The organism is Halomicrobium urmianum (genome assembly GCF_020217425.1).
Classification (GTDB): Archaea; Halobacteriota; Halobacteria; order Halobacteriales; family Haloarculaceae; genus Halomicrobium; species Halomicrobium urmianum.
This window is the reverse complement of sequence record NZ_CP084090.1, coordinates 877624-894225: the sequence shown is the minus strand read 5'-3', so window position 1 is coordinate 894225 and position 16602 is coordinate 877624. Positions and strand designations below refer to the sequence as shown.

The 16602-nt window shown below is 68.2% G+C and carries 15 protein-coding genes; 10 read left to right on the top strand and 5 right to left on the bottom strand.

From position 1 onward, the window contains the following. Positions 1 to 13 precede the first annotated feature (13 nt). From LCY71_RS04470 to LCY71_RS04440, 7 genes are all read left to right on the top strand, one after another. Positions 14 to 598: a V-type ATP synthase subunit E gene (locus tag LCY71_RS04470; protein ID WP_225335172.1), complete on the top strand. Its 585-nt coding sequence runs from the start codon at positions 14 to 16 to the stop codon at positions 596 to 598. Beyond that, positions 595 to 1674: a V-type ATP synthase subunit C gene (locus LCY71_RS04465; RefSeq protein WP_225335171.1), complete on the top strand. Its 1080-nt coding sequence runs from the start codon at positions 595 to 597 to the stop codon at positions 1672 to 1674. Before LCY71_RS04470 ends, LCY71_RS04465 begins: the two co-directional genes overlap by 4 nt. Beyond that, positions 1671 to 1994, top strand: a complete 324-nt coding sequence (locus tag LCY71_RS04460; RefSeq protein WP_225335170.1) for a V-type ATP synthase subunit F — start codon at positions 1671 to 1673, stop codon at positions 1992 to 1994. The genes LCY71_RS04465 and LCY71_RS04460 overlap by 4 nt, the downstream gene beginning before the upstream one ends. A 3-nt stretch (positions 1995 to 1997) precedes the next feature. Further along, positions 1998 to 3758 carry an ATP synthase subunit A gene (locus tag LCY71_RS04455; protein WP_225335169.1) on the top strand — a complete coding sequence of 587 codons (1761 nt, stop codon included), beginning with the start codon at positions 1998 to 2000 and terminating at the stop codon, positions 3756 to 3758. A gap of 2 nt (positions 3759 to 3760) precedes the next feature. Beyond that, positions 3761 to 5176, top strand: a complete 1416-nt coding sequence (locus LCY71_RS04450; protein ID WP_225335168.1) for an ATP synthase subunit B — start codon at positions 3761 to 3763, stop codon at positions 5174 to 5176. A gap of 120 nt (positions 5177 to 5296) precedes the next feature. After that, entirely contained in the window at positions 5297 to 5989 is a 693-nt protein-coding gene (locus tag LCY71_RS04445) for a V-type ATP synthase subunit D (protein WP_225335167.1), read from the top strand. A 160-nt stretch (positions 5990 to 6149) separates the two neighbouring features. Beyond that, on the top strand, positions 6150 to 6548 hold the full coding sequence (locus tag LCY71_RS04440; RefSeq protein ID WP_225335166.1) for a DUF6276 family protein: 399 nt from the start codon (positions 6150 to 6152) through the stop codon (positions 6546 to 6548). Positions 6549 to 6875: 327 nt separating this feature from the next. Here LCY71_RS04440 and prf1 read toward each other — a convergent pair whose 3' ends face one another. Continuing rightward, complete coding sequence (prf1, locus tag LCY71_RS04435; protein WP_225335165.1) at positions 6876 to 8129, bottom strand: peptide chain release factor aRF-1; 1254 nt, start codon at positions 8127 to 8129, stop codon at positions 6876 to 6878. A 301-nt stretch (positions 8130 to 8430) separates the two neighbouring features. Here prf1 and LCY71_RS04430 point away from each other — a divergent pair, with 301 nt between their 5' ends. The 3 genes from LCY71_RS04430 (at position 8431) to LCY71_RS04420 (ending at position 10064) form a co-directional block, all read left to right on the top strand. Beyond that, positions 8431 to 9273, top strand: coding sequence for a MinD/ParA family ATP-binding protein (locus tag LCY71_RS04430; RefSeq protein ID WP_225335164.1), 843 nt, complete (start codon positions 8431 to 8433; stop codon positions 9271 to 9273). Between the two features lie 44 nt (positions 9274 to 9317). Continuing rightward, entirely contained in the window at positions 9318 to 9752 is a 435-nt protein-coding gene (locus LCY71_RS21795) for a DUF7344 domain-containing protein (RefSeq protein WP_444542724.1), read from the top strand. A 90-nt stretch (positions 9753 to 9842) separates the two neighbouring features. Next, positions 9843 to 10064 (top strand): hypothetical protein, encoded by a 222-nt coding sequence (locus LCY71_RS04420; RefSeq protein WP_225335162.1) that lies wholly within the window; start codon positions 9843 to 9845, stop codon positions 10062 to 10064. A 14-nt stretch (positions 10065 to 10078) separates the two neighbouring features. Here the strand turns inward: LCY71_RS04420 and argS are convergent, their stop codons facing one another. The 4 genes from argS to pyrH all read right to left on the bottom strand — a co-directional run bounded on the left by argS (position 10079) and on the right by pyrH (position 16212). Then, on the bottom strand, positions 10079 to 11824 hold the full coding sequence (argS, locus tag LCY71_RS04415) for an arginine--tRNA ligase (RefSeq protein WP_225335161.1): 1746 nt from the start codon (positions 11822 to 11824) through the stop codon (positions 10079 to 10081). Positions 11825 to 11869: 45 nt separating this feature from the next. Further along, positions 11870 to 13639 carry a site-2 protease family protein gene (locus tag LCY71_RS04410; protein WP_225335160.1) on the bottom strand — a complete coding sequence of 590 codons (1770 nt, stop codon included), beginning with the start codon at positions 13637 to 13639 and terminating at the stop codon, positions 11870 to 11872. An 84-nt stretch (positions 13640 to 13723) separates the two neighbouring features. Beyond that, complete coding sequence (gene lysS / locus LCY71_RS04405; protein ID WP_225335159.1) at positions 13724 to 15502, bottom strand: lysine--tRNA ligase; 1779 nt, start codon at positions 15500 to 15502, stop codon at positions 13724 to 13726. Next, positions 15499 to 16212, bottom strand: a complete 714-nt coding sequence (gene pyrH, locus LCY71_RS04400; protein WP_225335158.1) for a UMP kinase — start codon at positions 16210 to 16212, stop codon at positions 15499 to 15501. The genes lysS and pyrH overlap by 4 nt, the downstream gene beginning before the upstream one ends. Between the last annotated feature and the right edge of the window lie 390 nt (positions 16213 to 16602).

Genomic DNA, 16602 nt, shown 5'->3' with positions numbered 1-16602 from the left:
CCGTACATCATTTATGAGTCTTGATACAGTCGTAGAGGACGTGCGAGAAGAGGCCCGCGCGCGTGCGGAGGAGATTCGCTCCGACGCAGACGAGCGCGCAGAGGAGATCGTCGCGGAGGCCGAGGCCGACGCCGAGGAGATCCGCGAGGACCGCGAGGCCGAGGTCGAGCGCGAGATCGAGCAGGAGCGCGAGCAGCGGCTCTCCAGCGCCAAGCTGGAGGCCAAGCAGGAGCGCCTCGCGGCCCGCCGCGACGTCCTCGAGGACGTCCGCGAGCAGGTCGAGGCCGAGATCGCCGGACTCGAAGGTGATCAGCGCGAGGAGCTGACGCGCGCCCTGCTGGACGCCGCCGCCGCGGAGTTCGACGACGGCGCGGCGATCGAAGTGTACGGTCGCCCCGACGACCAGGAGCTGCTGACGTCGATCCTCGCCGAGTACGACGGCTACGAGTACGCCGGCGAGGTCGACTGTCTCGGCGGCGTCGTCGCCGAGAGCGACGCCTCGCGCGTCCGGGTAAACAACACCTTCGACTCGATCCTCGAGGACGTCTGGGAGGACAACCTGCGAGACATCAGCGACAGGCTCTTCGAGGACCAATGACCGCGCGAGCCGACCGCAAGGCCGCGGGCGCCAGCAACTACGAGTACGTGAACGCCCGCGTTCGCTCCCGGCGGGCGGCGCTGTTCGACGACGACGACTACCGGAAGCTGGTCCGCATGGGGCCGGGCGAGATCGCCCGCTTCATGGAGGAGTCGACCTACGGCCGGGAGATGAACGCGCTGGGATCGCGCTACAGCGGGGTCGACCTCGTCGAGTACGCGCTCAACCGGAACCTCGCGCGGAACTTCGAGGACCTGCTGGACTGGTCGGAGGGTCAGCTGTACGATTACGTCGCCCGGTACCTCCGGAAGTTCGACGTCTGGAACGTCAAGACCGTCGTCCGGGGGATCTACTCGGGGGCCGACAGCCAGGAGATCGAGGACGACCTCGTCCGCGCCGGCGAGTTCGACGAGAACGTCCTCGACCGCCTGCTGGCGGCCGACTCCATCGAGGAGGTCGTCGAGGTCCTCGACGGGACCGTCTTCGACGGCGTGCTCGACGACGCCTACGACGACTACGAGGAGACCGGCGTCCTGATTCCCCTGGAGAACGCGGTCGACCGCGCCTACTACGAGAACCTGCTCGCGGGCCTGCCGGACAACCCCGAGATCGACAGCCCGGTCGGGCTGTACGTCTCGTTCCTCGAGGCCGAGGTCGACTTCCGGAACCTCCGGAACGCCGTCCGGATCGCCCGGAGCGGCGCCGACAGCCTCGATCCGGCCGACTACTACATCGAGGGCGGTCGCCTTTTCAGTGAGAGCGACCTGACCGGTCTGGCTGCCGACACCGATCAACTCGCGGCGCGCGTCCGCGAGAGCCGCTACGCCGACGACCTCGACGCGGCGCTGGACGTCCTCGAGGCGGCCGACAGCCTCATCGAGTTCGAGAGCGCGCTGGACGCCGCGCTGGTGGAATACGCGGACCAGCTGTCGAACCGCTACCCGCTGTCGGTCTGTCCGGTGTTCTCGTACGTCCTCGCCAAGGAGCGCGAGGTCGACAACGTCAGGGCAATCGCCCGCGGCCGCGAGGCCGGGCTGGACCCGGACGAGATAGAACAGGAGCTGGTGATACTATGAGCCAGGAAATCGGCGTCATCGGCAGTCCGGACTTCACGACGGGCTTTCGGCTGGCAGGCGTCCGGAAGTTCGCAGACGTTCCCGACGCCGAGAAGGACGAACGCCTGGACGAGGCCGTCTCGGAGATGCTCGAGGACGACGACGTCGGCATCGTCGTGATGCACGACGACGACCTCGACCACCTCTCCCGCGGCGTCCGCGAGGACGTCGAGACGAGCGTCGAACCGGTGCTGGTGACGCTCGGTGGCGGGACCGGCAGCGGCGGACTGCGCGACCAGATCAAGCGAGCGATCGGCATCGACCTGATGGAAGAAGACTAAACCATGAGTCAAGCAACAGAATCTGACGTCAGAGAGGACGGCGTCATCGAGAGCGTCTCGGGGCCGGTCGTCACCGCGACCGACCTCGACGCCCGGATGAACGACGTGGTGTACGTCGGTCACGAAGGGCTGATGGGCGAAGTGATCGAGATCGAAGGCAACATCACCACGATCCAGGTGTACGAGGAGACGTCCGGCGTCTCCCCCGGCGAACCCGTCGAGAGTACGGGCGCGCCGCTCTCCGTGGACCTCGGGCCCGGCATGCTGGACGCCATCTACGACGGCGTCCAGCGCCCGCTCGACGTCCTGGAGGAGAAGATGGGCTCGGCGTACCTCGACCGCGGGGTCGACGCGCCGGGCATCGACCTGGAGGAGACCTGGGAGTTCAACCCCGAGGTCTCCGCCGGTGACGAGGTCGAACCCGGCGACGTCGTCGGGATCGTCCCCGAGACGCCCAGTATCGACCACAAGGTGATGGTCCCGCCCGACTACGAGGGCGGCGAGGTCGTCGCCGTCGAGTCCGGCGAGTACACCGTCGAGGAGACGGTCGTCGAACTCGACAACGGCGAGGAGATCCAGATGCGCCAGGAGTGGCCGGTGCGCGAGCAGCGGCCCTCCGTCGAGAAGCAGACCCCGACCACGCCGCTCGTGTCGGGCCAGCGCGTGCTGGACGGCCTGTTCCCCATCGCGAAGGGCGGGACGGCCGCCATCCCGGGACCCTTCGGCTCCGGGAAGACCGTCACCCAGCACCAGCTCGCCAAGTGGGCCGACGCGGACATCGTCGTCTACGTCGGCTGCGGCGAGCGCGGCAACGAGATGACCGAGGTGATCGAGGACTTCCCCGAACTGGAGGACCCGACCACCGGCAACGCGCTGATGGACCGGACGTGCCTCATCGCGAACACCTCGAACATGCCCGTCGCGGCCCGTGAATCCTGCGTCTACACCGGGATCACCATCGCGGAGTACTTCCGCGACATGGGCTACGACGTCGCGCTGATGGCCGACTCCACCTCGCGGTGGGCCGAGGCCATGCGCGAGATCTCCTCGCGCCTCGAGGAGATGCCCGGCGAGGAGGGGTACCCCGCGTACCTGGCCGCCCGCCTCTCGCAGTTCTACGAGCGGGCCGGCTACTTCGAGAACATCAACGGGTCGGAGGGCTCCGTGAGCGTCATCGGGGCCGTCTCGCCGCCGGGCGGTGACTTCTCCGAGCCGGTCACCCAGAACACGCTGCGCATCGTGAAGACGTTCTGGGCGCTGGACGCCGACCTCGCGGAGCGTCGGCACTTCCCGTCGATCAACTGGAACGAGTCCTACTCGCTCTATCGGGACCAGCTCGACCCGTGGTTCCGGGAGAACGTCCGCGAGGACTGGCCCGAGCAGCGACAGTGGGCCATCGACGTGCTCGACGAGGAGGCCGAACTGCAGGAGATCGTCCAGCTCGTCGGCAAGGACGCACTGCCGGAGGACCAGCAGCTGACCCTGGAGATCGCCCGCTACCTCCGCGAGGCGTGGCTCCAGCAGAACGCGTTCCACGACGTCGACACCTTCTGCGAACCGGAGAAGACCTACCGGATCCTCGGGGCCATCAAGACGTACAACGACGCGGCCTTCGAGGCGCTCGAGGCCGGCGTCCCGGTTGAGGAGATCACGGACGTCGACGCCGCGCCCCGGCTCAACCGCATCGGCGTGCAGGAGGACTACAACGAGTACGTCGACGACCTCGAGGACGACATCGAATCCCAGCTGCGGGAGCTCTACTGACAATGAAAGAGTACCAGACGATCACGGAAATCAGCGGACCGCTGGTCTTCGTCGAGACGGACGAGCCCGTCGGTTACGACGAGATCGTCGAGATCGAGACCGGCGACGGCCAGACGCGGCGCGGCCAGGTGCTGGAATCGGCCAGCGACCACGTCGCCATTCAGGTGTTCGAGGGGACCGAGGGCATCGACCGCCAGTCCTCGGTGCGCTTCCTCGGCGAGACCATGAAGATGCCCGTGACCGAGGACCTCCTCGGTCGCGTGCTTGACGGGACCGGCCGCCCCATCGACGGCGGCCCGGACATCGTCCCGGACGAGCGCCAGGACATCGTCGGCGCCGCGATCAACCCCTACTCCCGGGAGTACCCCGAGGAGTTCATCCAGACCGGCGTCTCCGCCATCGACGGCATGAACACGCTGGTCCGCGGCCAGAAGCTGCCGATCTTCTCGGCGTCGGGGCTGCCCCACAACGACCTCGCCCTGCAGATCGCCCGACAGGCCTCCGTCCCGGAGGAAGAAGAGGGCGACGACGACGAGGGATCGGAGTTCGCGGTGATCTTCGGTGCGATGGGGATCACCCAGGAGGAGGCCAACGAGTTCATGGACGACTTCGAGCGCACCGGCGCGCTGGAGCGCTCCGTCGTCTTCATGAACCTCGCCGACGACCCGGCCGTCGAGCGGACGCTCACGCCGCGGCTGGCGCTGACCACGGCGGAGTACCTCGCCTTCGAGAAAGACTACCACGTCCTGGTCATCCTGACGGACATGACCAACTACTGCGAGGCGCTGCGCGAGATCGGGGCCGCCCGCGAGGAGGTCCCCGGTCGCCGTGGCTACCCCGGGTACATGTACACCGACCTGGCCCAGCTCTACGAGCGCGCCGGTCGGATCAAGGGACGTGACGGGTCGGTCACCCAGATTCCGATCCTCACGATGCCGGGCGACGACGACACGCACCCGATCCCGGACCTGACCGGGTACATCACCGAGGGCCAGATCTACGTCGATCGGGACCTCAACAGCCAGGGCGTCCAGCCGCCGATCGACGTCCTGCCGAGCCTGTCGCGCCTGATGGACGACGGTATCGGCGAGGGGCTGACCCGCGCCGACCACGCCGACGTGAAAGACCAGATCTTCGCCGCGTACGCGGAAGGTGAGGACCTGCGCGACCTCGTGAACATCGTCGGTCGCGAGGCGCTGTCCGACCTCGACAACAAGTACCTCGACTTCGCGGACCGCTTCGAGGACGAGTTCGTCGACCAGGGCTTCGACACGAACCGGTCGATCGACGAGACGCTGGAGATCGGCTGGGACCTCCTCTCGATGCTCCCGAAGGAGGAGCTCAACCGCATCGACGAGGAAGCGATCGAGGAGCACTACCGCGAGGACGCCGAGGCCGAGGAAGTCGCCGCCGACTGACGACTCACTCGCCCGACGCGCCCGTTTTTCTCGCCGTCGATCGAATTCGGAGCAGTGCGTCCGGCGCGGTTCGACGGAAACTAACAACGATTAACTGTCTCGCTCCGCTAGCCCCCGGTAATGGCCAAGGACGTCAAGCCCACTCGCAAGGAACTGATGCGGATCGAGGACCGCATCGAGCTCTCCGAGCAGGGCCACGACACGCTGGAGAAGAAGCGCGACGGGCTCATCATGGAATTCATGGACATCCTCGATCAGGCCCAGGACGTCCGCTCGGAACTGGAGGACTCCTACGACCGCGCCCAGCACTCGATGGACATGGCGCGGGCGATGGAGGGTGACGTCGCGGTGCGGGGCGCGGCCGCTGCGCTGAAGGAACACCCGGAGATCACCACGCAGTCCAAGAACATCATGGGCGTCGTCGTCCCGCAGATCGAGTCCAGCAAGGTCCGCAAGTCACTCGACGAGCGCGGCTACGGCGTCATGGGCAGTTCGGCGCGCATCGACGAGGCCGCCGACGCCTACGAGGAACTCATCGAGAACGTCATCCTCGCCGCCGAGGTCGAGACGGCGATGAAGAAGATGCTGGACGAGATCGAGACGACCAAGCGCCGCGTCAACGCCCTCGAGTTCAAGCTCCTGCCCGAGCTCCACTCGAACAAGGAGTACATCGAGCAGAAGCTCGAGGAGCAGGAGCGCGAGGAGATCTTCCGCATGAAGAAGATCAAGGCCAAGAAGGAAGACGAAGAGCGGGCCGAGCGCGAGGCCGCCGAAGAGGAAGAAGAGCCTGCGACTGTCGCCGCGGACGACTGACGGGATGTCGCTCGCTTCGCTCGCGACATCCTATTGAGCGAGCGGGAGTGAGCAAAGCGAACGACACGCGAGCCGCGAGATTTTGACCACGGGAGCGACCTCGACCAGAGCGAGGCGAGAGCCCCGCGCCTTTTTGCCGTCCGCGCGTGCAGGGACGTCCATGACTCGCGACTGTCCGGAGTGCGGAGCGGCGATGCTCGCGTTTCCCGTCGAGGCCTCGCTCCGCGAGTACCTGCCCGGCGAGGATCCGGGTGCGGCGCTGTGTCCGCGCTGTCTCGCGCTCCGCCCGGTGGCCGATCCGCCGGCGGAGGTTCCCGATTTCGGCCGGGTGAGCGACGCGTTCCCCGACGCGCCGTCGGCGGCGGTGCCGTTCGCGCTCCTGCTGGGACTGCTCTCGTCGCTGGCCACCCACCGCGACGAGATCGCCGCGCTACTCGAACTGGTCGAGCGCGAGGGCGTGGACCCGCTGTTGACGCTCGACCGCCTCGCCGACGACCCGGACGTCGATAGCGGCGTCGACCTCGCCGGCCGACGCCGCCAGCTAGAGCAGTTGCTGTGACCTCGGCGAACGCCGGTACCTAACGAGTAAGGTACAGTCCATTTATACGAAGGGGGTCTTCGAACAGATGCGGCATCGGGGAGCGGACCGTCAGGCTGCTACCCTGCAGCGGTGTTGTGCCCACAGTCCCCCACCCCACGCACCACCTTCCCATGCCACCTGAATGCCGCACCGGCGCGCCCACAGGCGCGCCGGTTTCCCTTTCCCACGTCTCTTCACCCCCGTGACAGAGCCGTCAGAACCGCTCGCTGGAACCGTCTCGGTGGAACGAGTGGGAGCAACTACGGGGTTGCGAACGCGAGTGATCCGTGGCCGTGAGCGAAGTGTTTAGACGCCGGTAGAGTACCGAAGGAGGCCGGCGACGCCGCCGAAGGCGGAGAGCAGCTGTTCGCCCTTCTCGAAGTCAGTGGAGATGAACAGCGTCTCGGTGCCCCGCTGGTCGGCAATCTCCATGAGGTGGTCGATGGCGTCCTCGCGCTCGCCCGCCTCGGCGGAGACGGTGTCGCCGCAGCGGTCGCAGGTGTGTTCTGGCGTCTCCTCCCGTCGGTCGAGCAGTTCGCGCTCCTCGTGGCCGTTCTCGCAGGTGTAGGTGACGACGTCCTGCCGGAGGTCCTCCGAGATGAGCAGGCGGTCGACGGCGCCCATCATCAGGTTCTCGCGTGTGGGCTCGAACCCGTACGTGGCCTTCTCGCCGTCGTGGAGCTGCTCGAAGAACTCCTCCATGGCCCGCTTGTCCTCCAGCATCTCGTGCTCGGCGAGGACGTCGCTGGCGGCGTCGACGAGGTCGTACAGCCCCGATTCGTCCGTGTAGGCGACGTCGAACTTGCCGATGACCTTGTCCTGGAGCTCGTGGTGGAGGTAGTCGCCGTCGAGGAACTCGTCTTTCGTCGGCGAGGGACCGCCCACGAGGATGCCGTCCAGTTCGTGGCGCTCGGCGACGAACAGGTCGTTGGCCATCCCCGCGACCTCCTGGTAGAAGTTGTCGATGGCCTCCAGCCGAAGGCGGGCGAACCGCTGGGCGGACTGGCCACCTTTGCGCTGCTTGCCGGGCACCAGCGAGGAGGCGGACTTGACGGGCTCGACGCGCTTGCCGCGGAGCCAGCCGACGTTGGCCTCGCGGCGGTCCAGCACGATGAGGCCGAACAGGCCCTTGTCGGCCAGCATCTCCTCGAGTGGCTCGGTCAGGAAGTGCGAGTCGCAGTGATACCGGAACGACTCGATGGGCTGGGGCGGGCTCTCCAGCACTTCCGTGATCATGTCGGTCTGTCCGCCGCCGGCGTCGACGGCACCGGAGAACAGTACGAGCCCGTTATCCGGCGGACGAGTATCGTAGTACCGCAGGCGGTCCTTGATACTCGTCAGGGCGTCCTGCACGTTCGTCCGCGTCTGCTTCGACTTGATGTTAGAAGCCTCAGAGTGCTCCTGCGTGACGTGCGCGACGACGTCGCTGATCAGTTTGTCCTCGGGAACGTAGATAGAGACGAGCTGCGTTCCTGATCCCTCGTAGTCCTTCAGGTCCTCGATGACCTTCTTGAACTCGTATTTTTGTTTGTCAGACTGCTCTCGCTCGGACTCACTCATTGGGGTGGTTTAAGCGTAGGGCGCGTAAGAAACTGTTGACAGGGCGGCGCGGCCGCAGGCCGGGCCGCCTTCAGGCGAACGGTGAGCGGAGCGAGCCGTGAGCAGCGAGGTCGAACGTAGTGAGACCTCGAAGTGAGCGGGAGCCGAACGAAGTGAGGCGACACGCGAACAGGGAGGCGCGAACGCAGTGAGCGCCTCCAAGCGAGCGGGAGCGGAGGCTCGAAGGCGCCACCGCGAGCGGGCCCCGGGCTGCTGCGGCGGGTTTATATGATTGCCTTCCTTGGGGGGAGATAGACGAAATATGGCGGGGTACGTCTGTACGATAGCGGGCGGTAAAGGCGGGGTCGGCAAGACCACGACGGCGGTCAACGTCGGGGTCGCCCTGCAGGAGATGGGGCACGACGTGGTCGTCGTCGACGCGGACCTCGGCATGGCGAACCTGGGGGCTATGCTCGGTATCGAGCACGGGACCAGCGTCCACGACGTCCTCGCCAGCGGCGCGGCGGTCAGCGACGCCCTGACGGACGCGCCGGGCGGGCTGACCATCATTCCCGGCGAGCAGTCCCTGGACGCGTTCGCCGACGCGGACCCCGCCAAGCTCCGGAAGGTGATCAGGACGCTCCGGAACGCCTACGACGCGGTCCTGATCGACACGGGAGCGGGCCTGAGCCACGAGGTGGCCGTACCGCTGGGACTCTCCGACGGCGTGCTGCTGGTGACGACGCCGGACGACGTCGCCGTCGGGGACACAGTCAAGACGGCCCAGCTCGCCGACCGCATCGACGACGGCGGCGAGGTCATCGGCGCCGTCCTCAACCGGGTCACCCGCCACACCGACGTCCCCGCCATCGCCGACGAACTCGGCCACCACCTCCTCGCGGTCGTTCCGGACGACCTGGAGGCCACCAGCCGGGAACCCCTGGTGCTGAACGCGCCCGATAGCCGCGCCGCCCGGGCCTTCCAGGGGCTGACCGCGCACCTCGACGAGATCTTCTTCACGGGCGCCGACCCCGGCGACCTCGAAACGGTCGTCGAGGAGGAGTGGTTCGTCGAGGACGACGAAGCGGACGCGGCCGAGGCGGAGGGGTCGGCCGATACCGGCGATGACGACGAGTCAGGCGGCGTATTCGGCCTGTTCAACTGATCGCCGGCCGCTCTCCCCGCGAACGCTCGGCTCGCTCGCGAACTGTGTTCTGGGTGACTAGAACCATCTGTGAGAAGAGCGTGACGTATGGTAGATGTGAGCACGAATGGCGCCAAACGAGGAGCCGTCGAACGAGCCTGACGAACCATGGCTGCACGAGATCCCGCTCTCTCGATGCCGTTCTCGACATTCTGGCGAACCAGCACCGACGCGCGCTTCTAGAGTACCTGATGGACCAGCCCGGCAACGCCGGACCGTTCGAGGAAGCGACGAAACACATCGTTCTGCGGATCGGACAGAAGCAGGGAGCGCAGCCGAACCACGACGACGTGCAGGTCGCCCTCCAGCACCACCACCTCCCGAAACTGGCGGACGCCGGCGTCGTCGACTACGACGTCCGCAGTCAGATGATCCGCTACCACGAGAACGAGCGGCTCGAGACGGCCTACGAGCGAGTGGGCGACCTCGCTCTGGACTGAATCGCGGGCCAGTGTCCTCCGGTCTCGCCGTCCGTTCCGGGCACGGAGGTCGCCCACAAGGAATTTGACGCGCGTCGGGCAGGAAGGCGTATGGACCGGCAGGACGCCGCCGGGCTGCTCGCCGCGCTCGGAATCTTCCTCCTCGCGTTCGGCGTCGGCGGGAGCGTCCCACTCGACACGCCGGTGTTCGGTGAGCTGCTCGGTCTCTCGGAAGCGCTCTCGTTTCGACTCGCCGGTGTCGGAGTGGTGCTGCTGATTAGCGTCTCCGTCGTCGGATCGCTCCTGAAGCGCTTGACCGACTCAGACCGGTAGCATCGCCCGCGGCGCTACATCGAGTCGGGCGCCTCGACGCCGAGCATGTCGAGGGCGTTGGCGACCGCGTGGCGGGCGGCGGCCACGAGGGCGAGGCGGGCCTCGCGAGTCTCGTCGTCGGCGTCGAGGACGGGGCACTCCCGGTAGAAGGCGTTGAACCGCTCGGCCAGCGTCCGGGTGTAGGTGGCGACGACATGGGGCCGGAGTTCGCCGGCGCTCTCCTCGATTACGGCCGGGAAGCGCGCGACGGCCCGCAGGAGGTCGCGCTCTGCGTCGGTCTCGAGCAGGGACGCGTCGACGTCGTCCGGGTCGGGCGTCTCGCCGGCCTCGTCCAAGATACCACAGCAGCGCGCGTGGACGTACTGGACGTAGGGGGCCGACTGGGCCTCGAAGTCCAGGGCGCGCTCCCACTCGAAGGTGATGCCCTTCGTGGGCTGCTTGGAGACGACGTCGTAGCGGACGGCACCGATACCGACCTGACGGGCGATGCGCTCGACGTCGGCCTCGGTCAGGTCGTCGTCGCGGATCCGCTCGTCCATGCGCCGTTCGACCTCCTTCCGGGCGCGGTCGACTGACTCGTCGAGCAGGTCGTCGAGGTCGACGCCGGTCCCCTCGCGAGTGCTCATCCCGCCCTCGGGGAGGTTCACCCAGGAGTAGTGGACCGAGCGGATGCGGTCGGTGTCGTGGCCCAGCAACTCGAGCGTCGCCTTCAGCTGGTCGGCCTGGAGCTTGTGATCCTCGCCGAGGACGGTGACGGCCTCGTCGTAGTTCTCCAGCTTCCACTCGTGGTGGGCCAGGTCCCGCGTCGTGTACAGCGAGGTGCCGTCCGAGCGGAGGAAGACGAGGTTCTTCTCGAACCCGGGGAGGTCCAGCTGCCAGGCGTCGTCCTCGTAGACGGCGCAGTCGAGGTCCTGCAGACGGTCGACCAGGTCGTCGGTGGAGCCGTCGCGCATGAACCGCGTCTCCTTGACGAACTCGTCGAACTCGGCGGGGAGGCGTTCGAGGGTCCCGCGCATGCCCGAGAGGACGGTGTCGACGACCTCCGAGACGCGCTCGTAGGCCTCGTCGTCGCCCGCTTCGAGGCCCTGGAGGATCGACTGGATCTCGTCTTCGGCCTCCTCGACCTCGTCGGGGTCGCCCTCTTCGAGGAAGGAGTTGCCCTTGCGGTAGTAGCGGACCATCTCGTACTCGGGAGAGTCCCGCTCTGGCTCGGGGAGGTCGGCCTCGTCGAAGGTCTCGTAGGCCCAGGTGAACACGGCGATCTGGCGGCCGGCGTCGTTGACGTAGTAGTGGCGGTCGACGTCGTAGCCGGCGAAGTCGAGCACGCGGGCCAGCGCGTCCCCGATGATGGGGTTGCGGGCGCGGCCGACGTGGACAGGACCGGTCGGGTTGGCAGAGGTGTGCTCCAGCACGAGGCTGGTGTCGCGGTCGGGCAGGCGGCCGTAGTCGTCGTCCTGTGCGGCATCGAGCGTCTCGGCGAAGTAGGCCTCGCTCGGCAGGAAGTTCAGGTACGGTCCCTGCGTCGCGACGCCGTCGACGTAGGTCAGTTCGTCGGCGTCGATCTCGTCGGCGACCTGACCGGCGACCTCGGGCGGGGCGGCCCCGACCTCGCCGGCCAGCCGGTAGGCGACGCTGGAGGCCAGTACGGCCGGGACGTCCTCCGGCGGCTCCTCGATCCCGAGGTCGTCGGTGGGGAGGTCGAGCGCGGCCAGCGCCCCTTCGAGGGCGTCCTCGACCTCCGCGCGGGTCTGGCGAAACATACGCGGCCCTATCCCTGCGGCCGGTATAGGGGTAACGAACCTCGGCTAGGCCAGCAGCTGGGGCAGGAACACCATTCCCAGCAGCGACCCGATCATCACGAGCGTCACGGTCACCGAGACGGTGGTGACGACGCGGCGCTTGTCCGGCAGCGGGAGCCGCGAGACGACAGACTCCGTGCCGGCCCGGAGGAGGTGGCCGCCGTCCAGCGGGAACGTCGGGACGCAGTTGAACTGGCCGATGACGAGGTTGATCCACCCCGCCCAGAACAGGAGGTTCGCGACCAGGAACGCCGGCTCGGTCCCGAACGCGCCGAGGACCCCCTCGACCTCGTAGAAGTTGGTAGCGATACCGGTGAAGCCGGCGAAGTTGAAGTCGATGCCCGCGGCGCCCGCGCCGGCGAAGGGCAGGAGCAGCACGAAGAACACCCGCTGGGCAAAGGATAGCGATCCGGCCGCGGTGCCCTCGGCGTCGCCGCCGAGGATCTCGAGGAACGAGCCCGCGGGGTAGTCCTTGATACCGAACTCGTCGACGACGAAGCCGTTGGTGCCCTGCTCGATCGAGGCCACGCCTAGGGCGGCGCCGACGGTGTCGGCCTCCGCCAGCGTGACCTCGTAGCGCTGGCGCTCGCCGTCGACGTAGCCGACGACGGTCACCGGCTCGCCCGGCGACTGGCTCGCGATGGCGTCGGTGAGGTCGGCCGCCGTCGCGGTGCGTCGGTCGCCGACGCTGGTGATCACGAGCCGCTCGCCCGATGGTGCGTCCTCGCTGGCGAGGGGTCCGTCCTCGGCGACGCGGACGGCGGCGCCCAGCGGGGCCGTCACCGTCTCGCCGCCGTCGGTTTCCAGGGCGGCGACGGTCGCGTTACGCGCCGCTCGCTCGAAGCCCCGCTCCGTGGAGACCGGCGTCCCGTTGACGGCCGTGACGGTCGCGTTGATCCCGAGCGGCGATCTGTCGGCGCTGGCGCTGGTGACCACGAGCGACCGGTTCACCGACACGGGGTCGCCCTCGCGGCGGTCGACGGTGATCGTCCGCTCGGAGGTGTTGGCCAGCACCGCGTCGAGGTCGCCCGCCGACGCGACCCGCTGTCCGTCGACTTCGGTGAGGACGTCGCCCCGGTCGATCCCGGCCTGGTCGGCCGCGGATCCGGGGACGACGCCGCCGACGGGCGCGCCGTCGACGACGGCGAACGCCCCCATCACCGGCCCGAAGAGGACGGCCAGTGCGATCAGCGACAGCGCGAAGTTGTTGGTGACCCCCGCTGCGAACATCCGGAGCTGGGCGCCCCGGGAGGCCTCACGAAGCTCCTCCTCGTCGGGTTCGACGAAGGCGCCGACGGGAATCAGCGTGAAGAAGGCCAGGCCAAGCGAGTCGATCTCGATGTCCTCGACCCGGCAGAGCAGGCCGTGGCCGCCCTCGTGGACGATCAGGCCCAGGACGAGGCCGGTGACGATCTCCGGAGCGACCGACAGCGGGAGGAAGTCGTTGACGCCCGGGATCGCCAGCACGTTCCGGGGCTCGTTCAGAGCGGTCGGCTGGGGATCGACGATCGCGCTGTAGGCCCCGACCACTACCAGCAGGAAGGAGCCGACCATGACGACGAGAGCGATCCCGAGGCCCAGGTTCCCCCAGGCGCGCCAGAACCGCCGCCGGGCGGCCAGTCGATCCAGGAACGCCCGCCCGCGGCCGGTGTGTAACGTCGTGATCGGTCCCGAAAGCCGGATGTAGTCGGGGAGCAACCCCCGCGCACGCAACGCCATCCCGACGAAGGTGTAGGCGACGATACCGGCGAGGACCCACGTGAGCGCGCTCACCATTCACCCGGAGGCACGGGCCTGTCGCAAAAGAGCGTTTGGACTCCGCCGGCCGTCGGCAACTTCCGGGTGACCACGCGGTGAGAACTACCCCTCGCGCCGGAACCGCCGGACGACGAATTCACGGTCGAGCTTGGCGACGAAGGGACCGAGCTGCGGTCCCTCGTCCTCGCCGAACAGCAGCCGGTAGCCGGCGCCGAACAGCTCGCCCATGTCGACGTCGTGGCGCTTGGCCGTCTCGTAGATCTCGCCCTGGATGGCCTCGCCGTCGTGACCGGCGTCGACGAAGTCGGCCAGTTCGTCCAGCGCGTCCGCGACGGCGGGGTCGAGGTCGACCTCGGGCTGCTCGGCCCGCTTCAGCTCGTAGTTGAACTCGTTGTCCGTGCGGCGGGCCCACTCGCTGGCCAGGTCGACCCGGCCGAGGGCGACGTCGCGGGCCCACTCGGGCGTGTCCTCGGTGAGGTGACCCTCCTTGCGAGCGACGTCGGCCCGCAGCTCGGGGTCGTCGAACATCCCGAGGACGGCGGCGAAGGTGTATGGGACGCGGGCGCGGTCGGAGAAGCGCCCTTCGACGAGGTCGTCTACGCGTGCGCGTGCGTCCGGATCCGTCGCCACGTCGAGCCAGCCGTCGCCGGGGAGGTCCGCGTCGAAGACGTCGGCGACGGTCGGGCGGATGGCGACGGGGTAGGCCCGATCCGCGAGGCGTCGCTCGCGCTCGCCGGCGTCCTCCTCGCCGTAGAAGCGCCGCTCGAGCTGATCGAACTCGTCGACGAGCTGATCGAGCCGCTCGATGGAGAAGTCACGGGCCTTGCTCGGGTCCTTGGTGAAGAAGTACCGGAGGACCTCGGGTTCGAGCACGTCGAGGACGTCGTGGGCGAGGACGACGTGGCCCTCGGAGGAGGAGAACGGCTCGCCGTCCAGCGTGAACCACTCGTAGACCATCGGGACGGGCGGTTCGACGCCGAGGACGTTCTCGGCGACGTCGACGCCGGACGGCCACGACCCCTCGGCGTGGTCCTTGCCGAACGGCTCGAAGTCGACGCCCAGTACGTCCCAGCCGGCTGGCCACTCGAAGCGCCAGGGGAGCTTGCCCTCCCGCAGCGTCGCGGTCCCCTCGTGGCCGCAGCCCTCGATGGTCCGATCGCCGGCCTCCATGTCCGTGCAGCGGTAGTCGACGGTGCCGGCGTCGAGGTCGACGTCCGTGACCGTCTCGGTGATCTTCCCGCACTCGGAGCAGATGGGGTTGAACGGGACGTACTCGTCGTCGACCTTGTCCTGGTACTGGCTCAGGACCTCGCGCGCGCGGCCCTGGTTCTCCAGTACGTGTCTGGTCAGCTCCTCGAACTCGCCGTCCTCGTAGAGGTCCGTCGTCGAGAGGACCTCGATGTCGACGCCCAGCAGCTCGGCCGAGTCCGCGATGAGCTGCGAGAAGTGGTCGCCGTAGGAGTCACAGCAGCCGAAGGGATCGGGGATGTCGGTGTAGGGGCGGCCGAGGTTCTTGCCGAGCGCGCCGGCGTTGACCTCGCCCAGGTCGACGACGTTGCCGTCCAGGTCGGCGAGCTTGCGGGGGAGCTTCCGCAGGGGGTCGCGGTCGTCGGTGGTGAACACCTGCCGGACCTCGTGGCCCCGCTCGCGGAGCACCTCGGCGACGACGTAGCCGCGCATGATCTCGTTGACGTTGCCGAGGTGGGGGACGCCCGACGGCGAGATGGCCCCCTTGATCACGATGGGCTCGTCGGGGTCGCGCGCCTCGATCTCGTCGGCGACGTCGTCGGCCCAGAACTCGTTGTGCCCGTCGTCGCCGCCTCCCTCGCGGCGGCCGCCCAGGGAGTACGGGTCGTGTCTGTCGGGCAGGCTCCCGCTCATCGCTCCCACTCGTCGGGCGCGGCCGCCTCGGCCGGCACCACGTCGGTCCCCTCGTGCTCGCCGGTCTCGATCGCCCGCCGGACAGCCTCGGGGTCGGTCCCGTCGAGCACGATGGTCCGCAGCCCGGCCCGCTCGATGATCTTCGCGGCCAGCAGGTCGACCGGGGCGTTGCTCCCGGCGGTCATCTCGATGCCGCCGATCAGGTCCACCAGGTCGCCGGCGGTGATCTCGTCGTACTTCTCGGCGTCGTCGTTCTCGTCGGGGTCGGCGCTGTACACCCCGGGGACGCTCGTGGCGTAGATCAGCAGGTCGGCGTTGACGTACTCGGCGAGGGCGGCCGAGACGGCGTCGGTCGTCTGGCCGGCGACGGTCCCGCCCATCACGGGGATGTCGCCGCGGCGCATCGCCTCGCGGGCCTCGTCGTAGCTCTCCGACGGGGTCGGCGCGGCCCGGTCGTCGAGCGCCGCGATCAGCAGGCGGCCGTTGAGCCGGGTCACCTCGATGCCGAGCTGGTCGAGTTCGATCTCGTTGGCGCCCAGTTCGCGCGCGGTCGTGATGTACTCCCGCGCGGTCGGGCCGCCGCCGACGACGGCGCCGAGCGTGTGTCCGGCCTCGTCGAGCGCCTCGATGGCGTCGGCGTAGGCGTCGACCCGATCCGGTTCCATGTCCGGCACGAGGACGCTCCCGCCGACGGAGACGACTACTTTCATTGGGTCGCCGTAACCGCGATGCGCTCTTAAGGGTTGTCAAGCCCGTCTCCGGCACCGTCGAGTGCGGACTGCTTTCACTCGCCACCGGGGTGATCGTCCGTGAGCTTTCGAACCCGACCTCACTTCGGTCGCGTGGACGCCCGGGACTCACTGCGTTCGTCCCGCAAGCCCCGGCTCGCTTTGCTTGCCAGGACACCGACAGACTCCCGCCGATCGCCTGTCGAGCCCGCGCTCGCTTCGCTCGCGCGGACGCCGGCCCGTCTGACGGACGTCTGCCGGCCGTCACCTATCGGCAAGAATTTCTGTAAATCGTGCGTTCAGTCGATGCTTGAACCGGGCTGACGTGCGATTCGAGAGGGGGAATCGCTGACCGGACGATACCGACTCAGA

Bases quoted from the DNA above. Each gene is read 5' to 3' on its own strand.
- LCY71_RS04470 (WP_225335172.1), top strand. From the start codon at position 14: ATGAGTCTTGATACAGTCGTAGAGGACGTGCGAGAAGAGGCCCGCGCG.
- LCY71_RS04465 (WP_225335171.1), top strand. From the start codon at position 595: ATGACCGCGCGAGCCGACCGCAAGGCCGCGGGCGCCAGCAACTACGAG.
- LCY71_RS04460 (WP_225335170.1), top strand. From the start codon at position 1,671: ATGAGCCAGGAAATCGGCGTCATCGGCAGTCCGGACTTCACGACGGGC.
- LCY71_RS04455 (WP_225335169.1), top strand. From the start codon at position 1,998: ATGAGTCAAGCAACAGAATCTGACGTCAGAGAGGACGGCGTCATCGAG.
- LCY71_RS04450 (WP_225335168.1), top strand. From the start codon at position 3,761: ATGAAAGAGTACCAGACGATCACGGAAATCAGCGGACCGCTGGTCTTC.
- LCY71_RS04445 (WP_225335167.1), top strand. From the start codon at position 5,297: ATGGCCAAGGACGTCAAGCCCACTCGCAAGGAACTGATGCGGATCGAG.
- LCY71_RS04440 (WP_225335166.1), top strand. From the start codon at position 6,150: ATGACTCGCGACTGTCCGGAGTGCGGAGCGGCGATGCTCGCGTTTCCC.
- prf1 (WP_225335165.1), bottom strand. From the start codon at position 8,129: ATGAGTGAGTCCGAGCGAGAGCAGTCTGACAAACAAAAATACGAGTTC.
- LCY71_RS04430 (WP_225335164.1), top strand. From the start codon at position 8,431: ATGGCGGGGTACGTCTGTACGATAGCGGGCGGTAAAGGCGGGGTCGGC.
- LCY71_RS04420 (WP_225335162.1), top strand. From the start codon at position 9,843: ATGGACCGGCAGGACGCCGCCGGGCTGCTCGCCGCGCTCGGAATCTTC.
- argS (WP_225335161.1), bottom strand. From the start codon at position 11,824: ATGTTTCGCCAGACCCGCGCGGAGGTCGAGGACGCCCTCGAAGGGGCG.
- LCY71_RS04410 (WP_225335160.1), bottom strand. From the start codon at position 13,639: ATGGTGAGCGCGCTCACGTGGGTCCTCGCCGGTATCGTCGCCTACACC.
- lysS (WP_225335159.1), bottom strand. From the start codon at position 15,502: ATGAGCGGGAGCCTGCCCGACAGACACGACCCGTACTCCCTGGGCGGC.
- pyrH (WP_225335158.1), bottom strand. From the start codon at position 16,212: ATGAAAGTAGTCGTCTCCGTCGGCGGGAGCGTCCTCGTGCCGGACATG.